The organism is Kribbella sp. NPDC002412, from assembly GCF_053592935.1.
In genome coordinates, this window is the sequence record NZ_JBSFBL010000027.1 from 43,652 (window position 1) to 62,463 (window position 18,812).

The window sequence follows — 18,812 nt, forward strand, 5'->3', positions numbered from 1 at the left end:
GAGCAGCTTTGCGCAATTTTTACGAAGTTGCCCAGAAGTGTGTAACGACCGCCCCGTCGTCTCCGATGCAACGGGTGGATGGGGTGGGGGCACGTCATCCAGGGTCGGTCGAGGGGGGCTCGGACCGACCGGAACGGCCGATCAGGGGGGCCTGGACCGGCCAGAACGCGAGCGCGGCGGAGAGGAGACTCTCCGCCGCCATCGCGTGGTAGTGGAAGTGGATCAGGTGAGGTAGCAACGTCCGCCCGCGTTGTCTGAGGCAACGCTCGACCCCAAGGGACCAGTCCTGATGGACGTCGCGGTACTCCTGCTCTTCGCCGCCTTCCTCACCGCTGCGGTCGTCACCACCCTCTCGCGCCGCCAAGTCGTACGGCGGCCCAGGTTGTTCCAGTTCGCGGTCGTCGGCGCCGCCGCGGTCACCGTTCCGGTCGATTTGTACGCCGTGGTGCACGGCACGGTCGGTCCGGGTGGCGCACGGCTCGGTGATGTCGCCGACCGCCTGTTACTGCTGAACGTCGCCGCAGCGTGCGGCGTCGCCGCCCTGCACGGTTGCCTGCGCGGACGAGCCCTCGCCGGCTCGGATCCCGCCGCGACCGTCGCCGGCGCGGCCGCGGTCTGCTCACCGGAATCCGGTATTGGTCTGCGCTCGGGCTCGCCCCTGGGCTCCGGCTCGGGTTCCGGTGGGCAGGTCGACGACGGGCACGCGCTGCGGATGGGCGTGCTCGGCTGGGCCGGACCGCTGATCGCGCTCGTCGTGGTCACCGCGGTGGTGGCCCTCGGCTCCGGATCCAGCTCCACCGGGAGCGGGACCGGACCCGGGAGCGTCGGATTCGCGCTCGCGATCTACTCCCTGCTCGTCTGCGTGATCAGCGCCTCATCGCTGTTCAGAGGCAGACCGGCGCGGAGTGCGATCGATCCTCAGGAGGGATGAGGATCGTCGCGGGTTCTGCACCGTGAACGGTCGGCGGTGGTTGCGGGAGGGCTGCCACCGGCCCAACCCCCGTCCACGGTGCAGAACAAGCTTGCTGACTACGGCTTGAGCCACTCGGGTTCGGGGAGGCGGGCGCGGTCCAGGCGGCCGTTGTCGTCGAGCGGGAGTTCCTCGATCGGGATCAGATCGGCCGGCACCAGATAGATCGGCAGCTCCTTGCCCAGGTCGAGCATCAACCGGGCCAGGACCGCGGGATCGCTGTCCTCCAGGACGACGTACCCGAGCAGGCAGGTGTCACCGGCCGGGTCCGCGCAGGCGACCACGACCGCGTCGATCACGCCGGGCTGGTCCGCGAGCACGTGCTCGGTCTCCCCCGGCTCGACCCGGTGGCCGCGGATCTTCACCTGGTCGTCCGCGCGGCCTAGGTATTCCAGCGTCCCGTCCGCCCGCCAGCGACCGAGGTCGCGGCTGCGGTACAGCCGCCCACCCGGGTGACCCGGGTCCGGCACGAACGCGCGCTCGGTCTCGTCCGGCCGCCCGATGTAGCCCTGGGCAACAGCCGCGCCGCCGAGGTGGATCTCACCGACCGCGCCCACCGGCACCGGCCGCAGCGCCTGGTCCAGCAGCCGTACGACGACGCCCTCGACCGGCCGCCCGATCGACGGGCGGTCCTCGGCCGGGTCGACCTCGTGGATCGTGGTCACGATCGACGCCTCGACCGGGCCGTACTCGTTGAACAGCCGGCAGTCCGGGTGCGCGTCGAGAAAGTCCCGCACCTTGTGCGTCAGCACCATCGCTTCGCCGCCGGCGACGATCTCGCGCAACGCGGGCAGCTCCGGCAGCCGGCGCATCGTCGCGAGCAGCGCCGTCAACGGGCTGAACGCCATGAACAGCCGCTCGACCTGGTGGTCGCGCAGCGCCGCGATCACCGCGTCCGGGTCGTACCGGTCGTCCTCGCCGATCAGCACCAGCGGCGCACCGGACGCCAGCGCGGTGAACATCTCCTGCACGTGGACGTCGAAGCCGAACGACGTCCACTGCAGCGTCCGCAGCGAGCGCCGGGTGGCCAGGTAGTGCCGGATCAGGTTGACCGGACCGCGGTGCGGAACCAGCACGCCCTTCGGGTTGCCGTTCGAGCCGGACGTGTAGATGCAGTAGGCAACGTCATCGGCGGCCGACCGAACCGGCGGCGCCTGCTGCGACCGCGGGCCGCCGTCCGCCGCCGCGACCGGAACCAGCCGCAGCCCGAGCCGGTCCGCCAGCGCGGCGTCGTCACCGACCAGCGCGACCGCCGAGGAGTCGTCGACCATGAACGCCCACCGCGACTCCGGCACTCCGGGGTCCAGCGGCAGGTAGGCCGCGCCGGACTTGAGTACGGCGAGCACCGCGACCACGAGCTCGGTGCCTCGGGCAACACGTACGGCGACCAGCTGGCCGGGCTTGACGCCGAGGTCGACCAGTTGCCAGGCGACCGCGTTGGAGCGACGGTCCAGCTCGGCGTACGTGAGCTCGCGGCTGCCCTGGATCAGCGCGATCGCGTCGGGGGTGCGGGCGACCTGCTGCTCGAACAGCGTGTGCAGTCCGCTGAGCTCGCCGGCGACTACTGCGTTGCGCCGTACTCGGCCGATCGGGCTGGCGGGGTCGATATCGCCTTCCAGCTCGTGCAGCGTCTGCAGGTCGGAGTCGATCGGCAGCATCAGGTCGGGGAGGCGGAGGTGCGGTTGCGTGGTGGCGCGGCGCAGTACCGCTTCCAGGTAGGCGAGCAGGCGGTCGATGGTGGTCTGCTCGAACATGCCGGCGCGGTAGTCCGCCGTGCAGGTGATCCTTGACTCGTGGTGCGTCAGCCGCAGCCGCAGGTCGAGGTGCTTCGGCAGATCGGTGTCGCCGTCCTCGAACTCGACCAGGACCTGGAAGAGCGGGTCGCGTTCCAGTACGGCGAGGTCGGTGCCGGCGTGGTCGAACGCGCCGGTCGTGACGTCGCGGACCCGATGCGCCAGCACGCCGAGGTCGGGCTCGCCGGACAGGTCGACGCGGATCGGCAGGGCCCGCTGAGCCGTGGTCGAGGTGTCGCCCTGCGGGCGGGGCGGCGCGGTCCCGATCGTCACGTCGTCCTGCGCCGCGAACCGGCCGAGCACGGTGCCGACGGCCGCGAGCATCACCATCAGCGGGCTGACCTTGCGCTCCCGGCTGAACACGAAGATCGCGTCGCCGAGCTCCTCGGCCAACTCCTTCTTGACGGAGCCGACGCCCTGCTCCCCTACCGGCCGATCGCCCATCAACACCAGGGGCTCAGCCCCAGCCAGGGCCACGTCCCAGTACGCCAGATCCCGCCGCCGAGCCTCTCGCTCCTCGTCCGAAAGCTCCACTGTCTGCACCGCGGAACCGCCGAGGGCGGCCAGCTCTACCGCTCCAGTCTGCTCACCGTCGGCGTCGGCCTTCGCGCCTGCTTCGGTCTTCGCGCCTGCTTCGGTCTTCGCGCCTGCTTCGGGCTTGTTGTCCGTTTCGGCGGCCGGCTCAGGGTCCTCGTCGTCCGCCGACTCGTCGGGCTCCTGCGCTTCAGCCTTCGCGGACTCCTGCGAGGGCTCGAGCAGCGCAAGCTGCTCACGCATCAGCTTGGTGACTCCGTCGACCAGTTGCCCGGCAACGCGCAGCTGCTGCGACATCAGCGCCGCCATCCCCGACCCCGGCAACTCAGCCTCGCTCGTCGCAGCCGCGGCCTCGTCCACCTTCGCCGCCAACTCCGCCAGCCCAGTCCCCAGCACCGCCAACGCGGTCCGCGCATCGGTTTCCTCAACAACAGCAGGCGTCTCAGCCGATTCGTCGCCCTCAGCAACCACTTCTTCTGCGACCTGCTCCGGCTTCGGCGCCTGGATCGCCACGGCAGTCGCCAGCTTGTGCGGCGTATTGAAGCTGCCGAACAACTCCTCCGCCGTCAGACTGACCTCGAACCGCGCGTTGATCTCCTCGACCACCGGCGCCATCGACTCCGCACTCGCCCCCAGCTCGGCGAACGTGTGATCAACCGTGAGGTCGTACGGGTCAAGCGACAGTTCCTCGCAGGTCAGGTCCAGCACCACATCGAGCGACGCGCGATAGACCTCGGCCGACACCTCGTCACCCGACAACGAGCCAGCCTGCGCCAAGTAGTCCGCGTCCACCGAATGGGTCTCGGCCGGCAGCGCGAACACCGACTGATCCGCCGCGTCGGCCTCGGCCTCGATCTCGTCGGACTCGACCGCCTGGACGGGCTCCGCCTCCACCGGCGGATCCAACGGAATCTTCTTCACCGCAGGCCCCGTACCGCTGGCCGGCTCGAAGACCACGGTCTGCGCCCGCGCGGCCCGCTCGAACGGACTCAGCCGCCCAGCACTCTCCGCACTCTCCGCGACAGCAGCAGACGTGTCGATCGGGTGATGCACCCGCCGGAACGGGTACGTCGGCAACGGCACCCGGCCGCCATCGCCGTACACCTTGTTCCAAGCGATCTCGGTGCCCTGCTCGTACAGCTCGGCCAGGCCGTTCATCGTCGCCAGCACCGGGTCTTGCCCGAGCCGCTGCGCCGGGATCCACGTGCTGTTCGGCGCGATCCGGCGACCGGCCGGACTCAGTACGGCGTCCGGCCCGAGCTCGATGAAGCGCCGGCAGCCGGCCGCCGTCACCGCCTCGACCGCGTCACCGAACAGCACCGGTTGCCGCAGCTGGCCGACCAGGTAGTCGCTGTCCAGCACGGTCCCCGACTCCAGCAGCTCACCGGACCAGCTCGACACCATCGGCGTACGCAACGGCTTCAGCGTGATCTCACGGACGATCGCCGCGAAGTCCTTCAGGATCGGGTCCACCAACGAGCTGTGGAACGCCCGGTCCACGTCCAGCCGCTGCCACGCGACCTGCAACTGGTCCAGCTGCGCGGCCAGCTGCCCGACGATCACCTCGGACCCGGTCAGCACGAACGACTGCGGACCGTTGCCCGCGGCAATCTCCACACCCGGCGTCTGCGCCAGCTCGCGAACCCGGTCGGCATCCGCCCGTACGGCGACCATCGCGCCAGGGACCGTGCCCCGCTGCATGAGCTCGCCACGCTTGGCCGTCAGCCGTACGCCGTCGGCCAACGACAATGCACCGGCCACGCACAGAGCGGCGTACTCGCCGACGCTGTGACCGACCACGAGCGCCGGCTGCACCCCGAACGACTGCCACAACCGCGCCAACGCAAGCTCGAACGCGAACAGCGCCGGCTGCGCGGTCTCCGTCGGCCACACGCCCTCCGACGAGCCGGCCGGGGTCAGCAACAGGTCGAGCAGGCTGCCGCCGAACTCCTCGGCGTACACGCGGTCGCACTCGTCCAGCACCGACCGGAACACCGGGAAGCGCGCCGCAAGCCCAGCAGCCATGCCGCGACGTGCAGCACCCTGTCCGGTGAAGGCATAGCCCAGTGGCCCGGGTCCGCCGCGCGGCACCTCGGCAGCTTGAGCTGTGGCGAGCGCGTCGACCAACTCAGCCTCTGACGAGCCGGCGACGGCGATACGGTGCCGGTACGCCGGTCGGCCGAGCGCCGCCGTACCTGCGAGGTCGATGAGGCGGTGGCCGGTGCCGTGGCCGAGGTCGGTGCGGTACAGCTCGACCAGGTCGGCCAATGCGTCCAGGTCGGGTGCGGACAGCGGCAGCACGACCGGACCGTCGTCGCCACGGCGGATCTGGCGCGGCGCCTCCTCCAGGATCACGTGCGCATTGGTGCCGCCGGCATCGAGTGCGCTGACGCCGGCGCGCAACGTCGTACCGGCCTCCCAGTCGCGGGCCTCGGTGCCGATCACGAACGGGCTGCCGTCGAGGGCGAGCTGCGGGTTCGGCTCGGTGTAGTTGATCGTCGGGACCAGCATCCGGTGCTGCAGCATCAGGATGGTCTTGATCAGGCCCGCCATGCCCGCGGCGCTGTCGAGGTGGCCGATGTTCGGCTTCACCGAGCCGAGCGTGCAGAAGCCGACCTTGTCCGTTTGCCTGCGCAGCGCGGTCGTCAGCGCCTTCACCTCGGCCGAGTCGGCCGTCGTACTGCCGATCGCGTTGGCCTCGATGTAGCTCAGCGAGTCGGCCGCGAAACCGGCCCGCTCGAGCGCGCGCTCGATCAGGTCGACCTGGTTGCCGGCGGGGGCGTCGTCGCTGCTGACCGCCGTACCGCGGATGACGGCGTACACGGTGTCGCCGTCGGCGACCGCCTGGTCGAGGCGCTTGAGGAGGACCGCGGCGACGCCGTTGCCGGCGACCGTGCCGTCAGCGCTGGCGTCGAACGCGCGGACCTGACCGCTCGGCGACAGGATCGACTCCGGGGACGGGTGGTAACCCGTTGCCTGCGGCACCTGTACGGCGGCCGCGCCGGCGAGCGCGAGATCCGCGTCACCGGACCTCAAAGCCTGGCAGGCCAAATGTACGGCGACCAGCGACGACGACCACGCGGACTGGACACCGATCGCCGGTCCGGTGAGGCCGAGACGGTAGGCGACGCGGGCGGCGAGGGAGTCGCGGGACTGGTTCTGCTTGGCGTAGAGGTTCATGCCGGAGCCGGCGAAAACGCCGACGCGGCTGGAGGTCCCGGCGTACCCGCCGTGCTCCAGCGCCTGGTAACAAACCTCGAGGAACAACCGCAGAGCCGGATCCATCAGCTCCGCTTCACGATCCCCCAACCCGAAGAACCGCGCATCGAACGACTCGACATGGTCCAGCACCCCACTGACCGCAACCAGCCCGTCATCCGGATGCCCACCCGCCTGCCGCACCTCATCAGGCGTAAACCGCCGAACACTCTCGACCCCACCCACCAGGTTGTCCCAGAACTGCTCCAACCCCTCAGCCCCCGGAAACCGCCCAGCCAACCCCACCACAGCCACCGGCTCAACAACAGCCGCCTTGCCCTTCGCCCCAGCGGCCGGCGGCGCAACCTCCGCACGTACGCCGTCCTGCTCAGCATCCGGCGGCACCTCAACCAGCCCGCCGTCGCCCGACACCACTCGAGCCTGCGAACCGTCGCCTTCCGCGGCTGCTTCGGTGCCCACCTCGCGCCCGGTCTCCGGGCTGACCTCTGGCTCGATCTCCGCCGCAGCAGCCTGCTCGACGCCGTCTGCATCCGCGTCAAGCTCCGGCTCCGCGCCCTCAGCGTCCTCGCCAACCACGACACCGGCGTCCTCGGCTACCGGCTCCGAGGCGCCGTTCTGCTCAGAAGGCGACCCAACCTCGTCAGTCTCAGCAATCAGGTCCGCAGACTCATCGGCCGCCGCGTACCCCGCCACATGGGTGACCGCCTCGCCTTCCACGGCGCGCTCACCGACCACCGTCTCGTCCGACACGGCTTCGTCCGCGACTTCCGCGCCGCCCGCTGACTCGACTCCGGCAGCCTCTACAGCCTGCTCCGCAGACTCGTCGCTGGCCCCATGCCCCGGCCCGACGCTGCCAGCCTCGGACTCGCGACCCTCAGCCTCGCCGCTGGACTCGGACGCAGCGCTGAGCTCCGCCTCGACAGGCGACTCCACCTCACCAACCCGCGCAACCTGCTCCGCAGGCTCGGCGCTTGACCCGATCGTGCCGACCCGGGCCTCAGCGCCCGACTCGGCCTCCGCGGTGACGTCACCCTCCGCGGCCCGGCCATCCGCCGTTGCCGCCCCAGAGCCAACCTCCGACTCACCAGGCCCCTCGACCCCTGCGGCCTGTGCAGCAACCTGCTCGCTGGACCCATCGCTCGGATCTGCCGACGCCTGTACGCCGGCCGCGTCAGCTCCGGCCTCAGGCTCAACGCCAGGGTCCGCCGCGGCTGCCGACTCGACCCCACTGGATCGTGCAACCTGCTCCGCGGCCTCATCACCCAGCCCGGCGCCTTCCCCAGCACCGACCGACTCGCCTTCCGCGGCCACGTCGCCGTCGTCTCCCTCGGCGGCCACCGGCTCCTCGGTCTGACCGCCCGACTCAGATCCCGGCTCGACGGCGGCAGACTCCGCACCGGCCTCAGCCCCAACCGCCGCATCCTCCTCGACAGCGTCCGCTTCCACCGGCTCCACGGACTGAGCACCCGGCTCAGATCCCAGCTCCACGGCGGCGGATTCGGCGCTGGCATCAGCCTCAGCAGCTGCCTCCTCCGCGGCTACCTCTGCTGCCCCCGGCTCCACGGACTGACCGCCCGGCTCGGATCCCAGCTCCGCGGCGGCAGACTCCGCACTGGCCTCGCGCTCAGCACCAGCCTCATCCCCGGCGGCCTCTGCTGCCACCGGCTCCGCGGACTGAGCGCCCGGCTTGGCGGCGGCGGCCTCGGCGCTGGCGTCAGCCTCAGCACCCGCCTCCTCCTCGACTGCCTCGGCGGCCACCGGCTCCACGGACTGAGCGCCCAGCTCAGATCCCGGCTCGACGGCGGCAGACTCCGCACTGGCCTCAGCCTCAGTAGCAGCCTCATCCCCCGCGGCCCCTGCTACCACCGGCTCCACGGACCGAACGTCCGCCTCAGACCCCGGCTCGGCGGCGGGCTCGGCGCTGGCCTCAGCCTCACCAACCGCCTCGTCCGCGGCGGACTCTGCTACCACCGGCTCCACGGACTGAACGCCCGGCTCAGATCCCGGCACGGCGGCGGCGGGCTCGGCGCTGGCCTCAGCCCCACCAACCGCCTCGTCCGCGGCGGCCTCTGCTGCTACCTGCTGCACGGAGTGGGCACCCGGATCGAGTCGCGGCTCGACGGGGGCGGAGTCGGCGTCGGAGTCAGACTCAGCGGCTGCCTCGTGCTCGGCGGACTCTGCTGCCACCGGCTCGGCGGCGGACTCGGCGTTGGGGTGAGAGTGAGCGGCTGCCTCATTCTCGGCGGACTCTGCTGCTGCCGGATCAGCGGTCGGCGCAGGCGTCGTCGCCGTACGCTCGGCGCTCGGCACTGCAGACTGCTCGGCGTCCGCGGTGACCGCGCTGGCCGTCGTGCCTGTGTCCTCCGACTCGGGCTCGGAGGCGTCCTTCGCCTCAGCAGGTGACCCAGCCTCCGCGGTCTGTGCTGCGACCTGGTCGGTGGAGTCGTCATTAGGCTCAGCCGGCGCCTGGGCCGCGGCTGGGTCCGATCCGGCCTCGTGCTCGGCGCTCAGGTCCGCGTCGGAAGGCGACTCAATCTCGGCAGCCTGGGTAGCCGACTCCGAGGGTTGATCGCTCGGCTCGGTGTCTTGCTCGGTGGCGACCGACTCGGCGTCCTCTGTGGCCTCGCCGTCCTTGGCATTGGTCTCCTCCGGCGCGGGTTCGGAGGTGGCTTCCGGCTCAGCAGCCGGCTGGGTCTCGGCGGTCTGGCGTGCTGCCTGCTCCGCGGGCTGATCGCTCCGCTCGGGTTCCGGCTCGACGGGGGCCAACTCGGTGTTGGCGTCGGGGTCAGCAGGTGCGCCGGCCTTGGCGGCTTGCGCGTCGGTGTTTGTTCCAGGCGTGACAGCTCCGGCCGCCACTGACACGGCCTCGGGGCCGAAGGCGGCCTCGGGCGTCGGGTCAGGCTGCGGTTGGGTGCCTGGCTGCACATCTGCGGTGGGGCCGGCGTCAGGGGTGGGCTCGACCCCGGGGGCGGGCTCGACACCCCGGGTCGGCTCGACGCCGGATGTGTGCTCGACGCCCCGGGTCGACTCGACCCCGGAGGTGGGCTCGACGCCCGAGCTGGGCTGGGCCTCGGTGGTGAGCTCTGCGCCGGCGATGGGCGCGACGATGCGGCGGAGTTCTGTGGTGGCTTCGGGGTCCGCGGACTTGCGGGAGAAGGCGGTGCTGACGAAGTACCCGTCGGGCTCGTCGTCGCCGTTCTCGTTCGCGTCGGTCTGACGGCTGGTCTCCGCGACGGAGGCGCTGTTGGACGCGGGGTCGGGGACGGACGACGTCGTACCGGGGACGGAGTTGGCATCGGCGGCGGCGGACCCGGCCTGGGGCGCACGGTCGGTGTAAGCCTCGCCTCCGACGGTCGAAGCTGGCTCGCGTACGTCGGCGGAGCCGGGCCCGGCTGCAGCGGCAGGAGCAGGCTCGCCTGCGGTGGCGGCGGGGGCTGGCTCGGCGGCTGCGGACTCGGATTGGGGTGCGCGGTCGAGGGCAGGCTCACCTGCGGCGGCGGGAGCCGAATCGCCCACGGTTGGAGTTGGCTCAGCTGCGTTGGGAGCTGGCTCGCGTGCGGCGTTGGGAGCCTCCTCTCCTCCGGTGGCGGGCCCAGGCTCGCCCGCGGTCGGAGCTGGCTCGTCTGTGGCGGTGGGGGTCGCGTCCGGGGTGGGGGTGCGGTTGGCGCCTAGGGTGGGGCGTTGGGGTGGGGTGGGGATGGATTGCTGGAGGGTGCGTTTCCAGGCCAGGCGGACTACCGGGAGTTCCTGGGTGCGTTCGGCGGGGTCTTCCTCGAGGGAGATGGGGGTGCCGGGGGTGGTCGCGTGGGGGCCTTCGCCGGTGGGGCCGGAGTGGGCGTTGGCGCCGGCTGGTTCGACGTACGGATGGGCGGGGGTTTCCAGGGTGCCGTCGAGCCAGCGCTGGCGCAGGAGCGGGCGGAGGATCTTGCCGCCGGGGGTGGTCGGGAAGTCGCGGCGCGGTACGCCGACGACCTCTGCCTCCAGGCCGAGCCGGCCCTGGACGAGGCTGCGGATCGCCTGGTCCATGCCAGGCACCGACTCCGGCGTCAGCGCGTAGAAGACGACCAGCCGGTCGGTCCCGCGTTCCGGGTCGGCGACCCCGCAGGCCGCGATCAGGCCGTGCTCGGCGCCGACCACCGAGGACGCGACGGTCTCGATGTCGTGGGCGTAGTACAGCTTCCCGGACATGATGATGCGTTCGCTGTCCCGGCCGGTGATGACGACCTGCCCGCCGGTGATGAAGCCCTGGTCACCGGTCGCGAGCCACTTGCGGGCCGGCCAGTTGCCGATCGGGAACGCGGCCCGGTCGGCCTCCAGGTTGCCCAGGTACCCGGGCGTCACCCGCGCGGACGCGACCTGCAGCTGCCCGATCCGGCCCTCCGGCAGCACCGCGCCGTTCGGCGCGACGATCCGCACGGTCGTCCCCGGCGCGGGCGCACCGACCGACACCAGGCTGAGCACACCCGGCGCCTCGGCCCGCGTCTTGCCCGGCCGCGCCACCGCGACCTTGCCGCTCGACGGCCGCTGGTCGACCCACTCGACGACGCCGGTCGGTGGGATCCGGACGCGGTGCACGTTCGGCGTCAGCCCCGGTCGCGCGAACGTGATCCCGGTGACGGTCTCGGTCATCCCCCAGGCCGCGACGAAGGTCTCCGGTACGACGCCGAAGCGATTCGTCAGCCGCAGGAACTCACTCATCACCGGCACGGTGATCTGCTCACCACCGCTGACCAGGCTGCGCAGCGCGGACAGGTCCCAGTGCCGGTCCGGCTCGCCGGCGATCGCCTGCGTGGCGAGCCGGTAGCCGAAGTTCGGCGACCAGGAGTGGTTGACCCGGTGCTGGTCCATCAGGTCGAGCCAGCGCAGCGGGTTGGCGAGCACCCAGTCGGTGTTGACGTGGATGTTCGTGCACCCGGTGAACACGGGCAGCAGGTGGTACAGCAGGAACGCGCCGCTACGGTCCAGCGGCAGCCAGTTGAGCGTGGTCTGTCCAGGCCGCACCGGCAGCATGGCCGGCGTACCGGCGGCGAACTCGACCAGGCCGCGGTGCGTCAGCTGCACGATCTTCGGCGCACCCGTGCTGGTCCCCGACGACGTCATCAGTACGGCGACGTCGTCGGCAGCCGGCCGGTGGAACTCCGATGTCGGCTCGTGGCCGGCCAGCGCGTCCGGGTCGAGGACGGGCAGGCCGAGGTCGTTCGGCAGGTCGGACGGGCGGCCGATCAGCACGGTCCAGCCGAGCAGGTCGGTGACCTTGCGGAGCCGCTCGCGGCCCTCCTCGGTCCGGTCGCCGCCGGCGCTCGGCGCCATCAGCAGCGGGCGGATGCCGCCCAGCGTGCAGGCCCAGAACGCGGCGAAGAAGCCGACCGGCTCGGTGACGTGCACGACGGCCGGGTCGCCCGCGCGTACGCCGTTCGCCCGCAGGCCGGCCAGGATGCGCGCGGCCAGCTCGAGCAGGGTCGGGAAGTCGAGCTTGGTCTCGCGGCCGTCCGGCCCGATCTCGACCACGCCGGCGCCGCCGAAGTCGCGGGCGGCGCGCAGCAGCGCGCTGGGCAGATCGCGCGGGTACCCGGCCGGAATCATCAGGGCCGGTCCGGTGCTGATCGCCGGCCGGTCCACACCGCTCCTCACCACGCCGATGCCACCACCGGAGGGAGGACCGGTACGGCGTCACGCGGGAACGCGGGCCGGATCGTCACCGGGACGGTGGCGCCAGCCAGTTGGCGACCCACGGACACGCGCCTCCCCAACTGGACGGAGCCGGGCTCAGGGCAGACCCGCCTCGCTCTCACCGACAGAAGCCCCGTTTTCCGCCTGCCGGAACGATGCCGTGACCGGGTGGACCCGGTGCGTCATCGCGCCGACCGACAGCCGTGAACCCTACCAGCCGGGACCCGCCCTGGAGGAGTCCGATCTCGGCAGCCGACGGTTAAGAATTCCCACACCCGCCGACACCCATCCCAACGACCACGCCCCCACCCCCGATACGCCCCCACCCCACATCGTCCGCTCACCGGAACCATCCGGGGAAACCACGACACCCCATCCCAGAAGGCGAGAAGTCGGAGCCCGGCGGGTGGGGTCCAGGGGTGGCGCCCCGGCAGGCCAGGGTCAGCGGGTGGCGCGCACGGCTGGGCGCCAGGGGCGGAGCCCCGCCGGGCGGGTCCGGGGTGGCGGGTCTCAGGTGGGGTCCGGAGGTGGCGGGCCTGGGGTGGCGCCCCGGTGGCGGGGTCTGCGGTTGGTGCGCCACGGCAGCGGTCCGAGGGGCGGAGCGCCGTCGGGCGGGGGCCGGCGGTGGCCAGGTACAGGGGTGGCGCCCCGGCAGGACGGGTCTGCGGGTGGCGCGCGACGGCGGGGGTCCGGGGGCGGAGCCCGCCGGGCGGGTTCTGGGGGTTGCACCCCTAGAAAGCACGACGACCGAGACCCGGCGCGCGCACTGTGCGCGCAGGACTCGGCCATCTCGGTCGTGGGCGAAGAGGGGATCGAACCCCCGACATCTTCCTTGTAAGGGAAGCGCTCTACCGCTGAGCTATTCGCCCGATTCAGCGACCGGCGCAGTCTACCCGAGGTCGAGGCCCAGGCTTGCCAGGGCCGCCGCGTAGTCGTCGGGGTCGCGGGCCTCGGGGATCGGGTTGACGACGGACCACCGGATCACACCGGTCCGGTCCACCACGAAGGTGCCGCGGAGGGCGCAACCGCGGTCGGAGTCGAAGACGCCGTACGAGGTCGCGATCGCCCCGTGCGGCCAGAAGTCGGTGAGCAGGCCGAACTCGAGTTTCTGGGCGTCCGCGTAGGCGCGCAACGTGAACATGGGGTCGCAGGAGATGGCGAGGAACTCGGCCGCCGCGAGCAGGTCGGGCCGGTCCCGCAGCGTGGTCAGCTCACTCGTGCACACCCCGCTGAACGCGTACGGGTAGAACACCAGCACGACGTCGCGCCGGCCGCGGAAGTCGGCCAGCCGGACCTGTTCGCCGTGCTGGTTCCGGGCGGTGAAGTCCGGTGCCCGGCTGCCGGCGGCAGGGGTCACCGGACGGTCACCGGCTGCCGCGGGCCGACTTGGGCACCACCAGCTTGGTCGCCGACCAGTCGTCGGTGACGGTCAGGCTGCTCGTGGTGGCGAGCCCGGCCGTCGGGGCGGCCTCGGCGATGTCGCTGGCGTCGACGTACCCGTCGCGGCCCACCTTCGGGGTCAGCAGCCACACCACTCCGCCGGCCTTCAGGTCGGTCAGGATGTCGAAGAACGCGTCGACCAGGTCGCCGTCGTCCTCCCGGAACCAGAGCAGAACTGCGTCCACGACCTCGTCGGTGTCCTCGTCGACGAACTCCTCTCCGGTGATCTCCCGGATCGCGTCGCGGAACTCGTCGTCGCAGTCGTCGTCGTAGCCGATCTCCTGCACGATCCAGCCGGTCTCCAGGCCGAGCCGGGAGGCCGTGCTCGGCCCGCCGCTCTTGCCGTCCGCGTGGTCCGCGGTCGCGCTCACGTGTCCTCCTCCGTGGTCCCCGCTTGCCCGGGGGTAGGCGTCAGTAGCGATAGTCCATCGTGGCCTACCGCGTCGCGCAAGTATGCACGAGGGTTCCGTGACGTGTCCGGTATCCGCGTGGTGGGTACGGCGCGTGTCCGGTGGGAACACGCCCGGACGGCCAGAATCGGGCCCCTGTGGAAGGCGAAGTAGAACGCATTCCGAACAGGTGACAGGATTGCAGGGAAGAGCAACCAGAGAGAACGGCAGGACACCGTGGCTTCCGGACACGAACCACCAGCCATCATCACCGAGGGGATGCCCACCCAGCTCCCCGACATCGACCCCGACGAGACACGGGAGTGGGTCGAATCGCTCGACGCGGTCCTGGACGAACGGGGCAAGGCGCGAGCGCGCTACCTGATGCTCAAGCTGATCGAGCGAGCCCGGGAGCGACAGGTCGGGGTGCCCGCGCTGCGGAGCACCGACTACATCAACTCGATCCCGCCCGAGCGGGAGCCGTGGTTCCCCGGCGACGAGCACATCGAGCGGCGGATCCGCGCCTTCATCCGGTGGAACGCCGCGGTGATGGTGAGCAAGGCCAACCGCAAGGGCCTGGAGGTCGGCGGCCACATCGCCACCTACCAGTCCGCGGCCAGCCTGTACGAGGTCGGTTTCAACCACTTCTTCCGCGGCAAGGACCACCCCGGCGGCGGCGACCAGGTCTTCATCCAGGGCCACGCCTCCCCCGGTATGTACGCGCGTGCCTTCCTCGAGGGCCGGCTGTCCGCGGACCAGCTGGACGGTTTCCGCCAGGAGGTGTCCCGCGGCCCGCACAACGGGCTGTCGTCGTACCCGCACCCGCGGTTGATGCCGGACTTCTGGGAGTTCCCGACCGTCTCGATGGGACTGGCGGCGCTGAACTCGATCTACCAGGCCCGGTTCAACCGGTACCTGCACCACCGCGGCATCAAGGACACCAGCCAGCAGCACGTCTGGGCGTTCCTCGGCGACGGTGAGATGGGTGAGCCGGAGTCGCTCGGCGCGATCGGCCTGGCCGCCCGCGAGGAGCTGGACAACCTCACCTTCGTGATCAACTGCAACCTGCAGCAGCTGGACGGACCGGTCCGCGGCAACGGCAAGGTGATCCAGGAACTGGAGGCCTACTTCCGCGGCGCCGGCTGGAACGTCATCAAGGTGATCTGGGGCCGGGAGTGGGACAACCTGCTGGCGCAGGACCACGACGGCGTGCTGGTGCACAAGATGAACACCACCCCGGACGGCCAGTTCCAGACCTACTCCGTCGAGTCCGGCGAGTACATCCGGAACAACTTCTTCGGCGGCGACCAGCGGCTGCAGGCGATGGTCCGCAACCTGTCCGACGAGGACCTGCGCAAGCTGCCGCGCGGCGGTCACGACTACCGCAAGGTGTACGCGGCGTTCAAGAGCGCGACCGAGCACGTCGGGCAGCCGACGGTGATCCTGGCCCAGACCATCAAGGGCTGGACGATCGAGGCGCTGGAGGGCCGCAACGCGACCCACCAGATGAAGAAGCTGACCTCGGACGACCTGAAGGCGTTCCGGGACCGGCTCTACCTGCCGATCGAGGACAAGGACCTCGAGGACGCCTACAACCCGCCGTACTTCCACCCCGGCACGGACTCGCCGGAGTACCAGTACATGATGGAGCGGCGCAAGCAGCTCGGTGGTTCGCTGCCGGAGCGCCGGGTGACGCCGAAGACCTCGTTGAAGCTGCCTGGTGACGACGTCTACAAGCCGCTCAGCAAGGGCAGCAACGCGCCGGTCGCGACCACGATGGCGCTGGTCCGGCTGTTCCGGGACCTGATGAAGGACCCGGAGGTCGGTCCCCGGATCGTCCCGATCGCCCCGGACGAGTACCGCACGTTCGGTATGGACTCGATGTTCCCGACGGCGAAGATCTACTCGCCGCACGGCCAGCAGTACGAGGCGGTCGACCGCAACCTGCTGCTGTCGTACAAGGAGTCCGAGCAGGGCCAGCTGCTGCACGAGGGCATCAGCGAGGCCGGTGCGATGGGCTCGATGATCGCGGCCGGCACGGCGTACGCGACGCACGGCGAGCCGATGATCCCGTTCTACATCTTCTACTCGATGTTCGGGTTCCAGCGGACAGGTGACTCGCTCTGGGCGTTCGGCGACCAGCTCGGCCGGGGCTTCCTGGTCGGCGCGACCGCGGGGCGGACGACGCTGACCGGTGAGGGCCTGCAGCACGCCGACGGCCACTCGCCGCTGCTTGCCTCGAGCAACCCGGCCGCGGTGCACTACGACCCGGGCTTCGCCTACGAGGTCGCGTACATCGTGAAGGACGGCCTGCGCCGGATGTACGGATACGGCCTGGACAAGGACCGTCCGTACGGCGAGGACGTCTTCTACTACCTGACCGTGTACAACGAGCCCGTTCCGCAGCCCGCCGAGCCGGAGAACCTCGACGTCGAGGCGCTGCTGAAGGGTATGTACCGGTTCAGCGAGTACGAGACGGCCGAGGGCGACGACGTGCCGCGGGTGCAGCTGCTCGCGTCCGGTGTCGCGCTGCCGTGGGTCCGCAAGGCCCAGCAGATCCTCGCCGAGGAGTACTCGGTGGCCGCCGACATCTGGTCGGTGACCTCGTGGAACGAGCTGCGCCGGGACGCGGTCGCCGCCGAGGAGCACAACCTGCTGCACCCGGAGGAGCCGGAGCAGGTGCCGTTCGTGACCGAGCAGCTGAAGGACACGAAGGGCCCGGTCGTCGCGGTGAGCGACTTCATGCGCTCGGTGCAGGACCAGATCTCCCGCTGGGTGCCGAACGACTACACCTCGCTCGGGACCGACGGCTGGGGCCTGGCCGACACCCGGGCGGCGGCCCGGCGGCACTTCCACGTGGACGCCGAGTCGGTCGTGGTCGCCACGCTGGAGATCCTGGCCAAGCGCGGTGACGTGAAGCCGGAGGTCGCCGCCGAGGCGGCCCGCAAGTACCGCATCGACGACCCGACCGCGGTCGCCGGCGTGAAGCAGGAGGGCGCCGGCGCCTGACGCCGCCGTCCCGGAAAGCCGCTCACCGCGAGGTGGGCGGCTTTCCTGTGTCCTGCTGCTCTACCTGACCGACTAGGCGCACGGTCTCGGGGGCTGGGCCAGTCGCTCGGCGAGGCGGTCGTCTCGATCTACGGCGCCTCGGTCTACCTGGTGTCCGTGCTCGGCGCAGCTGGTGCAGGCGAGCGAGGGCGGGTCGGACACGGCGTACTTCGGCGGCCTGGCCGTTGTCACGATCGCCTTTTGCGCTGATCCTCTACTTCCTGTCGCCGTGGATCCGGCGGCACACCGACGTACGACAAACCTCGTAGCCGGCCGCCTGCGCAGGTTGCGCATTCCGTCCGACGCGCCGGACGGCCCCCGGTTCCTACCGTCAGTGACATGACTGGCGTAAGCGTTGCTCTTCTCGCGGGGACGGTGTCCACCATCCTCTTCGCGTCGAGTGCGATGCCGATGGTGATCAAGGCGGTCCGGACCCGCGACCTGAAGTCGTACAGCCCGGCCAACCTGGTCCTCGCCAACGTCGGCAACGCCGTCCACTGCATCTACGTGGTGCACCTGCCGCCGGGCCCGATCTGGGCCCTGCACGGCTTCTACGTCGTGACGTCCGCGGTGATGCTGCTGTGGTGGCTGCGCTACCACACCGCGCAACGCGGCGTCTCACGAGACGAGCGGAGGCTCGCGTGATGAACACCGAAAGTGTCGAGACCGTCATCATCGGCGGCGGCCAGGCCGGGCTGTCCACCGGCTACCACCTGCGCAAGCGGAACCGGGAGTTCCTGATCCTGGACGGCAACGCCCGGGTCGGCGACCAGTGGCGGGCGCAGTGGGACACGCTGCGGCTCTACACCCCGCGCAAGTACGACGGGCTGGCCGGGATGCCGTTCCCCGGCACGCCGTGGTCGTACCCGACCAAGGACGAGGTCGCCGACTACCTGGCGTCGTACGCCGCCACCTTCGACCTCCCGGTCCGCGGCAGCACCCGGGTCGAGAAGCTCGAGGCGTACGGCGACCGGTACGCCGTCACCACGAGCTCCGGCACCATCCACGCCGACAACGTGGTCGTTGCCACCGGCACCTTCGGCAGGACGCCGTACCTGCCGGACTTCGCCGTCGACCTGGACCCGGGGATCCGGCAGCTGCACTCCAGCGAGTACCGCCGGTCCGAGCAGCTGAAGGACGGCCCGGTGCTGGTCGTCGGCGGCTCGCACTCGGGGACGGACATCGCCTACGAGGTCGCGACCAGCCACCCGACCGTCCTGTGCGGCCGTGACCCGGGCCAGATCCCGGTCCGGCTGGACAGCCGCGGCGCGCACGTGTTCTTCCCGGTCTTCCTGTTCGTCGGCAAGCACGTGGTCACCCGGCGGACCCCGATCGGGCGGAAGGCGAAGGACGAGATCCGCTTCCACGGCGGTCCGATGCTCCGGGTGAAGCGCACGGACCTGCTCGCGCGCGGGGTCGAGCGGGTCCACGACCGGGTCACCGGGGTCCGGGACGGGCTGCCGGTGCTCGGCGACGACCGGGTGCTGGACGTGGCGAACGTGGTCTGGGCGACCGGGTTCAAGCAGGTCTTCGACTGGATCCGGCTGCCGATCTTCGGCGCGGACGGCTGGCCGGTCGAGGAGCGCGGGGTGGTCACCGACGCGCCGGGGCTGTTCTTCTGCGGGCTGTCCTTCCAGTTCGCCTTCAGCTCGATGGTGCTGCCGGGGGTCGGGCGGGACGCAGCGTACGTCGCCAAGCGGATCGCGGCCCGATCCGGGCGGAGTCTTGCCGCGGCCTGATTCGGCGCGC

The 18,812-nt window shown here is 71.1% G+C and carries 7 protein-coding genes and 1 tRNA gene; 4 read left to right on the top strand and 4 right to left on the bottom strand.

Going from position 1 to position 18,812, the window contains the following annotated elements:
• Window positions 1-289: 289 nt before the first annotated feature.
• Entirely contained in the window at window positions 290-931 is a 642-nt protein-coding gene (locus ACWCOV_RS22100) for a hypothetical protein (RefSeq protein ID WP_449831171.1), read from the top strand.
• A 98-nt stretch (window positions 932-1,029) separates the two neighbouring features.
• Here ACWCOV_RS22100 and ACWCOV_RS22105 read toward each other — a convergent pair whose 3' ends face one another.
• From ACWCOV_RS22105 to ACWCOV_RS22120, 4 genes are all read right to left on the bottom strand, one after another.
• Window positions 1,030-12,147, bottom strand: coding sequence for an amino acid adenylation domain-containing protein (locus tag ACWCOV_RS22105; protein WP_449831172.1), 11,118 nt, complete (start codon window positions 12,145-12,147; stop codon window positions 1,030-1,032).
• 836 nt (window positions 12,148-12,983) lie between these two features.
• Window positions 12,984-13,055, bottom strand: a tRNA-Val gene (locus ACWCOV_RS22110).
• A 20-nt stretch (window positions 13,056-13,075) separates the two neighbouring features.
• Window positions 13,076-13,543 (bottom strand): peroxiredoxin, encoded by a 468-nt coding sequence (locus ACWCOV_RS22115; RefSeq protein WP_449831173.1) that lies wholly within the window; start codon window positions 13,541-13,543, stop codon window positions 13,076-13,078.
• A 7-nt stretch (window positions 13,544-13,550) separates the two neighbouring features.
• Window positions 13,551-13,997, bottom strand: coding sequence for a DUF3052 domain-containing protein (locus ACWCOV_RS22120; protein ID WP_449831174.1), 447 nt, complete (start codon window positions 13,995-13,997; stop codon window positions 13,551-13,553).
• A gap of 297 nt (window positions 13,998-14,294) precedes the next feature.
• On the opposite strand from ACWCOV_RS22120, the gene aceE reads away from it, so the two are divergent.
• The 3 genes from aceE (at window position 14,295) to ACWCOV_RS22135 (ending at window position 18,802) form a co-directional block, all read left to right on the top strand.
• Window positions 14,295-17,024 (top strand): pyruvate dehydrogenase (acetyl-transferring), homodimeric type, encoded by a 2,730-nt coding sequence (gene aceE / locus ACWCOV_RS22125; RefSeq protein ID WP_449831215.1) that lies wholly within the window; start codon window positions 14,295-14,297, stop codon window positions 17,022-17,024.
• 378 nt (window positions 17,025-17,402) lie between these two features.
• Complete coding sequence (locus tag ACWCOV_RS22130) at window positions 17,403-17,708, top strand: hypothetical protein (protein WP_449831175.1); 306 nt, start codon at window positions 17,403-17,405, stop codon at window positions 17,706-17,708.
• Window positions 17,708-18,802, top strand: a complete 1,095-nt coding sequence (locus tag ACWCOV_RS22135) for a flavin-containing monooxygenase (RefSeq protein ID WP_449831176.1) — start codon at window positions 17,708-17,710, stop codon at window positions 18,800-18,802. The genes ACWCOV_RS22130 and ACWCOV_RS22135 overlap by 1 nt, the downstream gene beginning before the upstream one ends.
• Window positions 18,803-18,812: the final 10 nt, after the last annotated feature.

Excerpts from the sequence above, each read along its gene's own strand:
- ACWCOV_RS22135 (WP_449831176.1), top strand. The coding sequence starts at position 17,708 with ATGAACACCGAAAGTGTCGAGACCGTCATCATCGGCGGCGGCCAGGCC.
- ACWCOV_RS22100 (WP_449831171.1), top strand. The coding sequence starts at position 290 with ATGGACGTCGCGGTACTCCTGCTCTTCGCCGCCTTCCTCACCGCTGCG.
- ACWCOV_RS22130 (WP_449831175.1), top strand. The coding sequence starts at position 17,403 with ATGACTGGCGTAAGCGTTGCTCTTCTCGCGGGGACGGTGTCCACCATC.
- aceE (WP_449831215.1), top strand. The coding sequence starts at position 14,295 with ATGCCCACCCAGCTCCCCGACATCGACCCCGACGAGACACGGGAGTGG.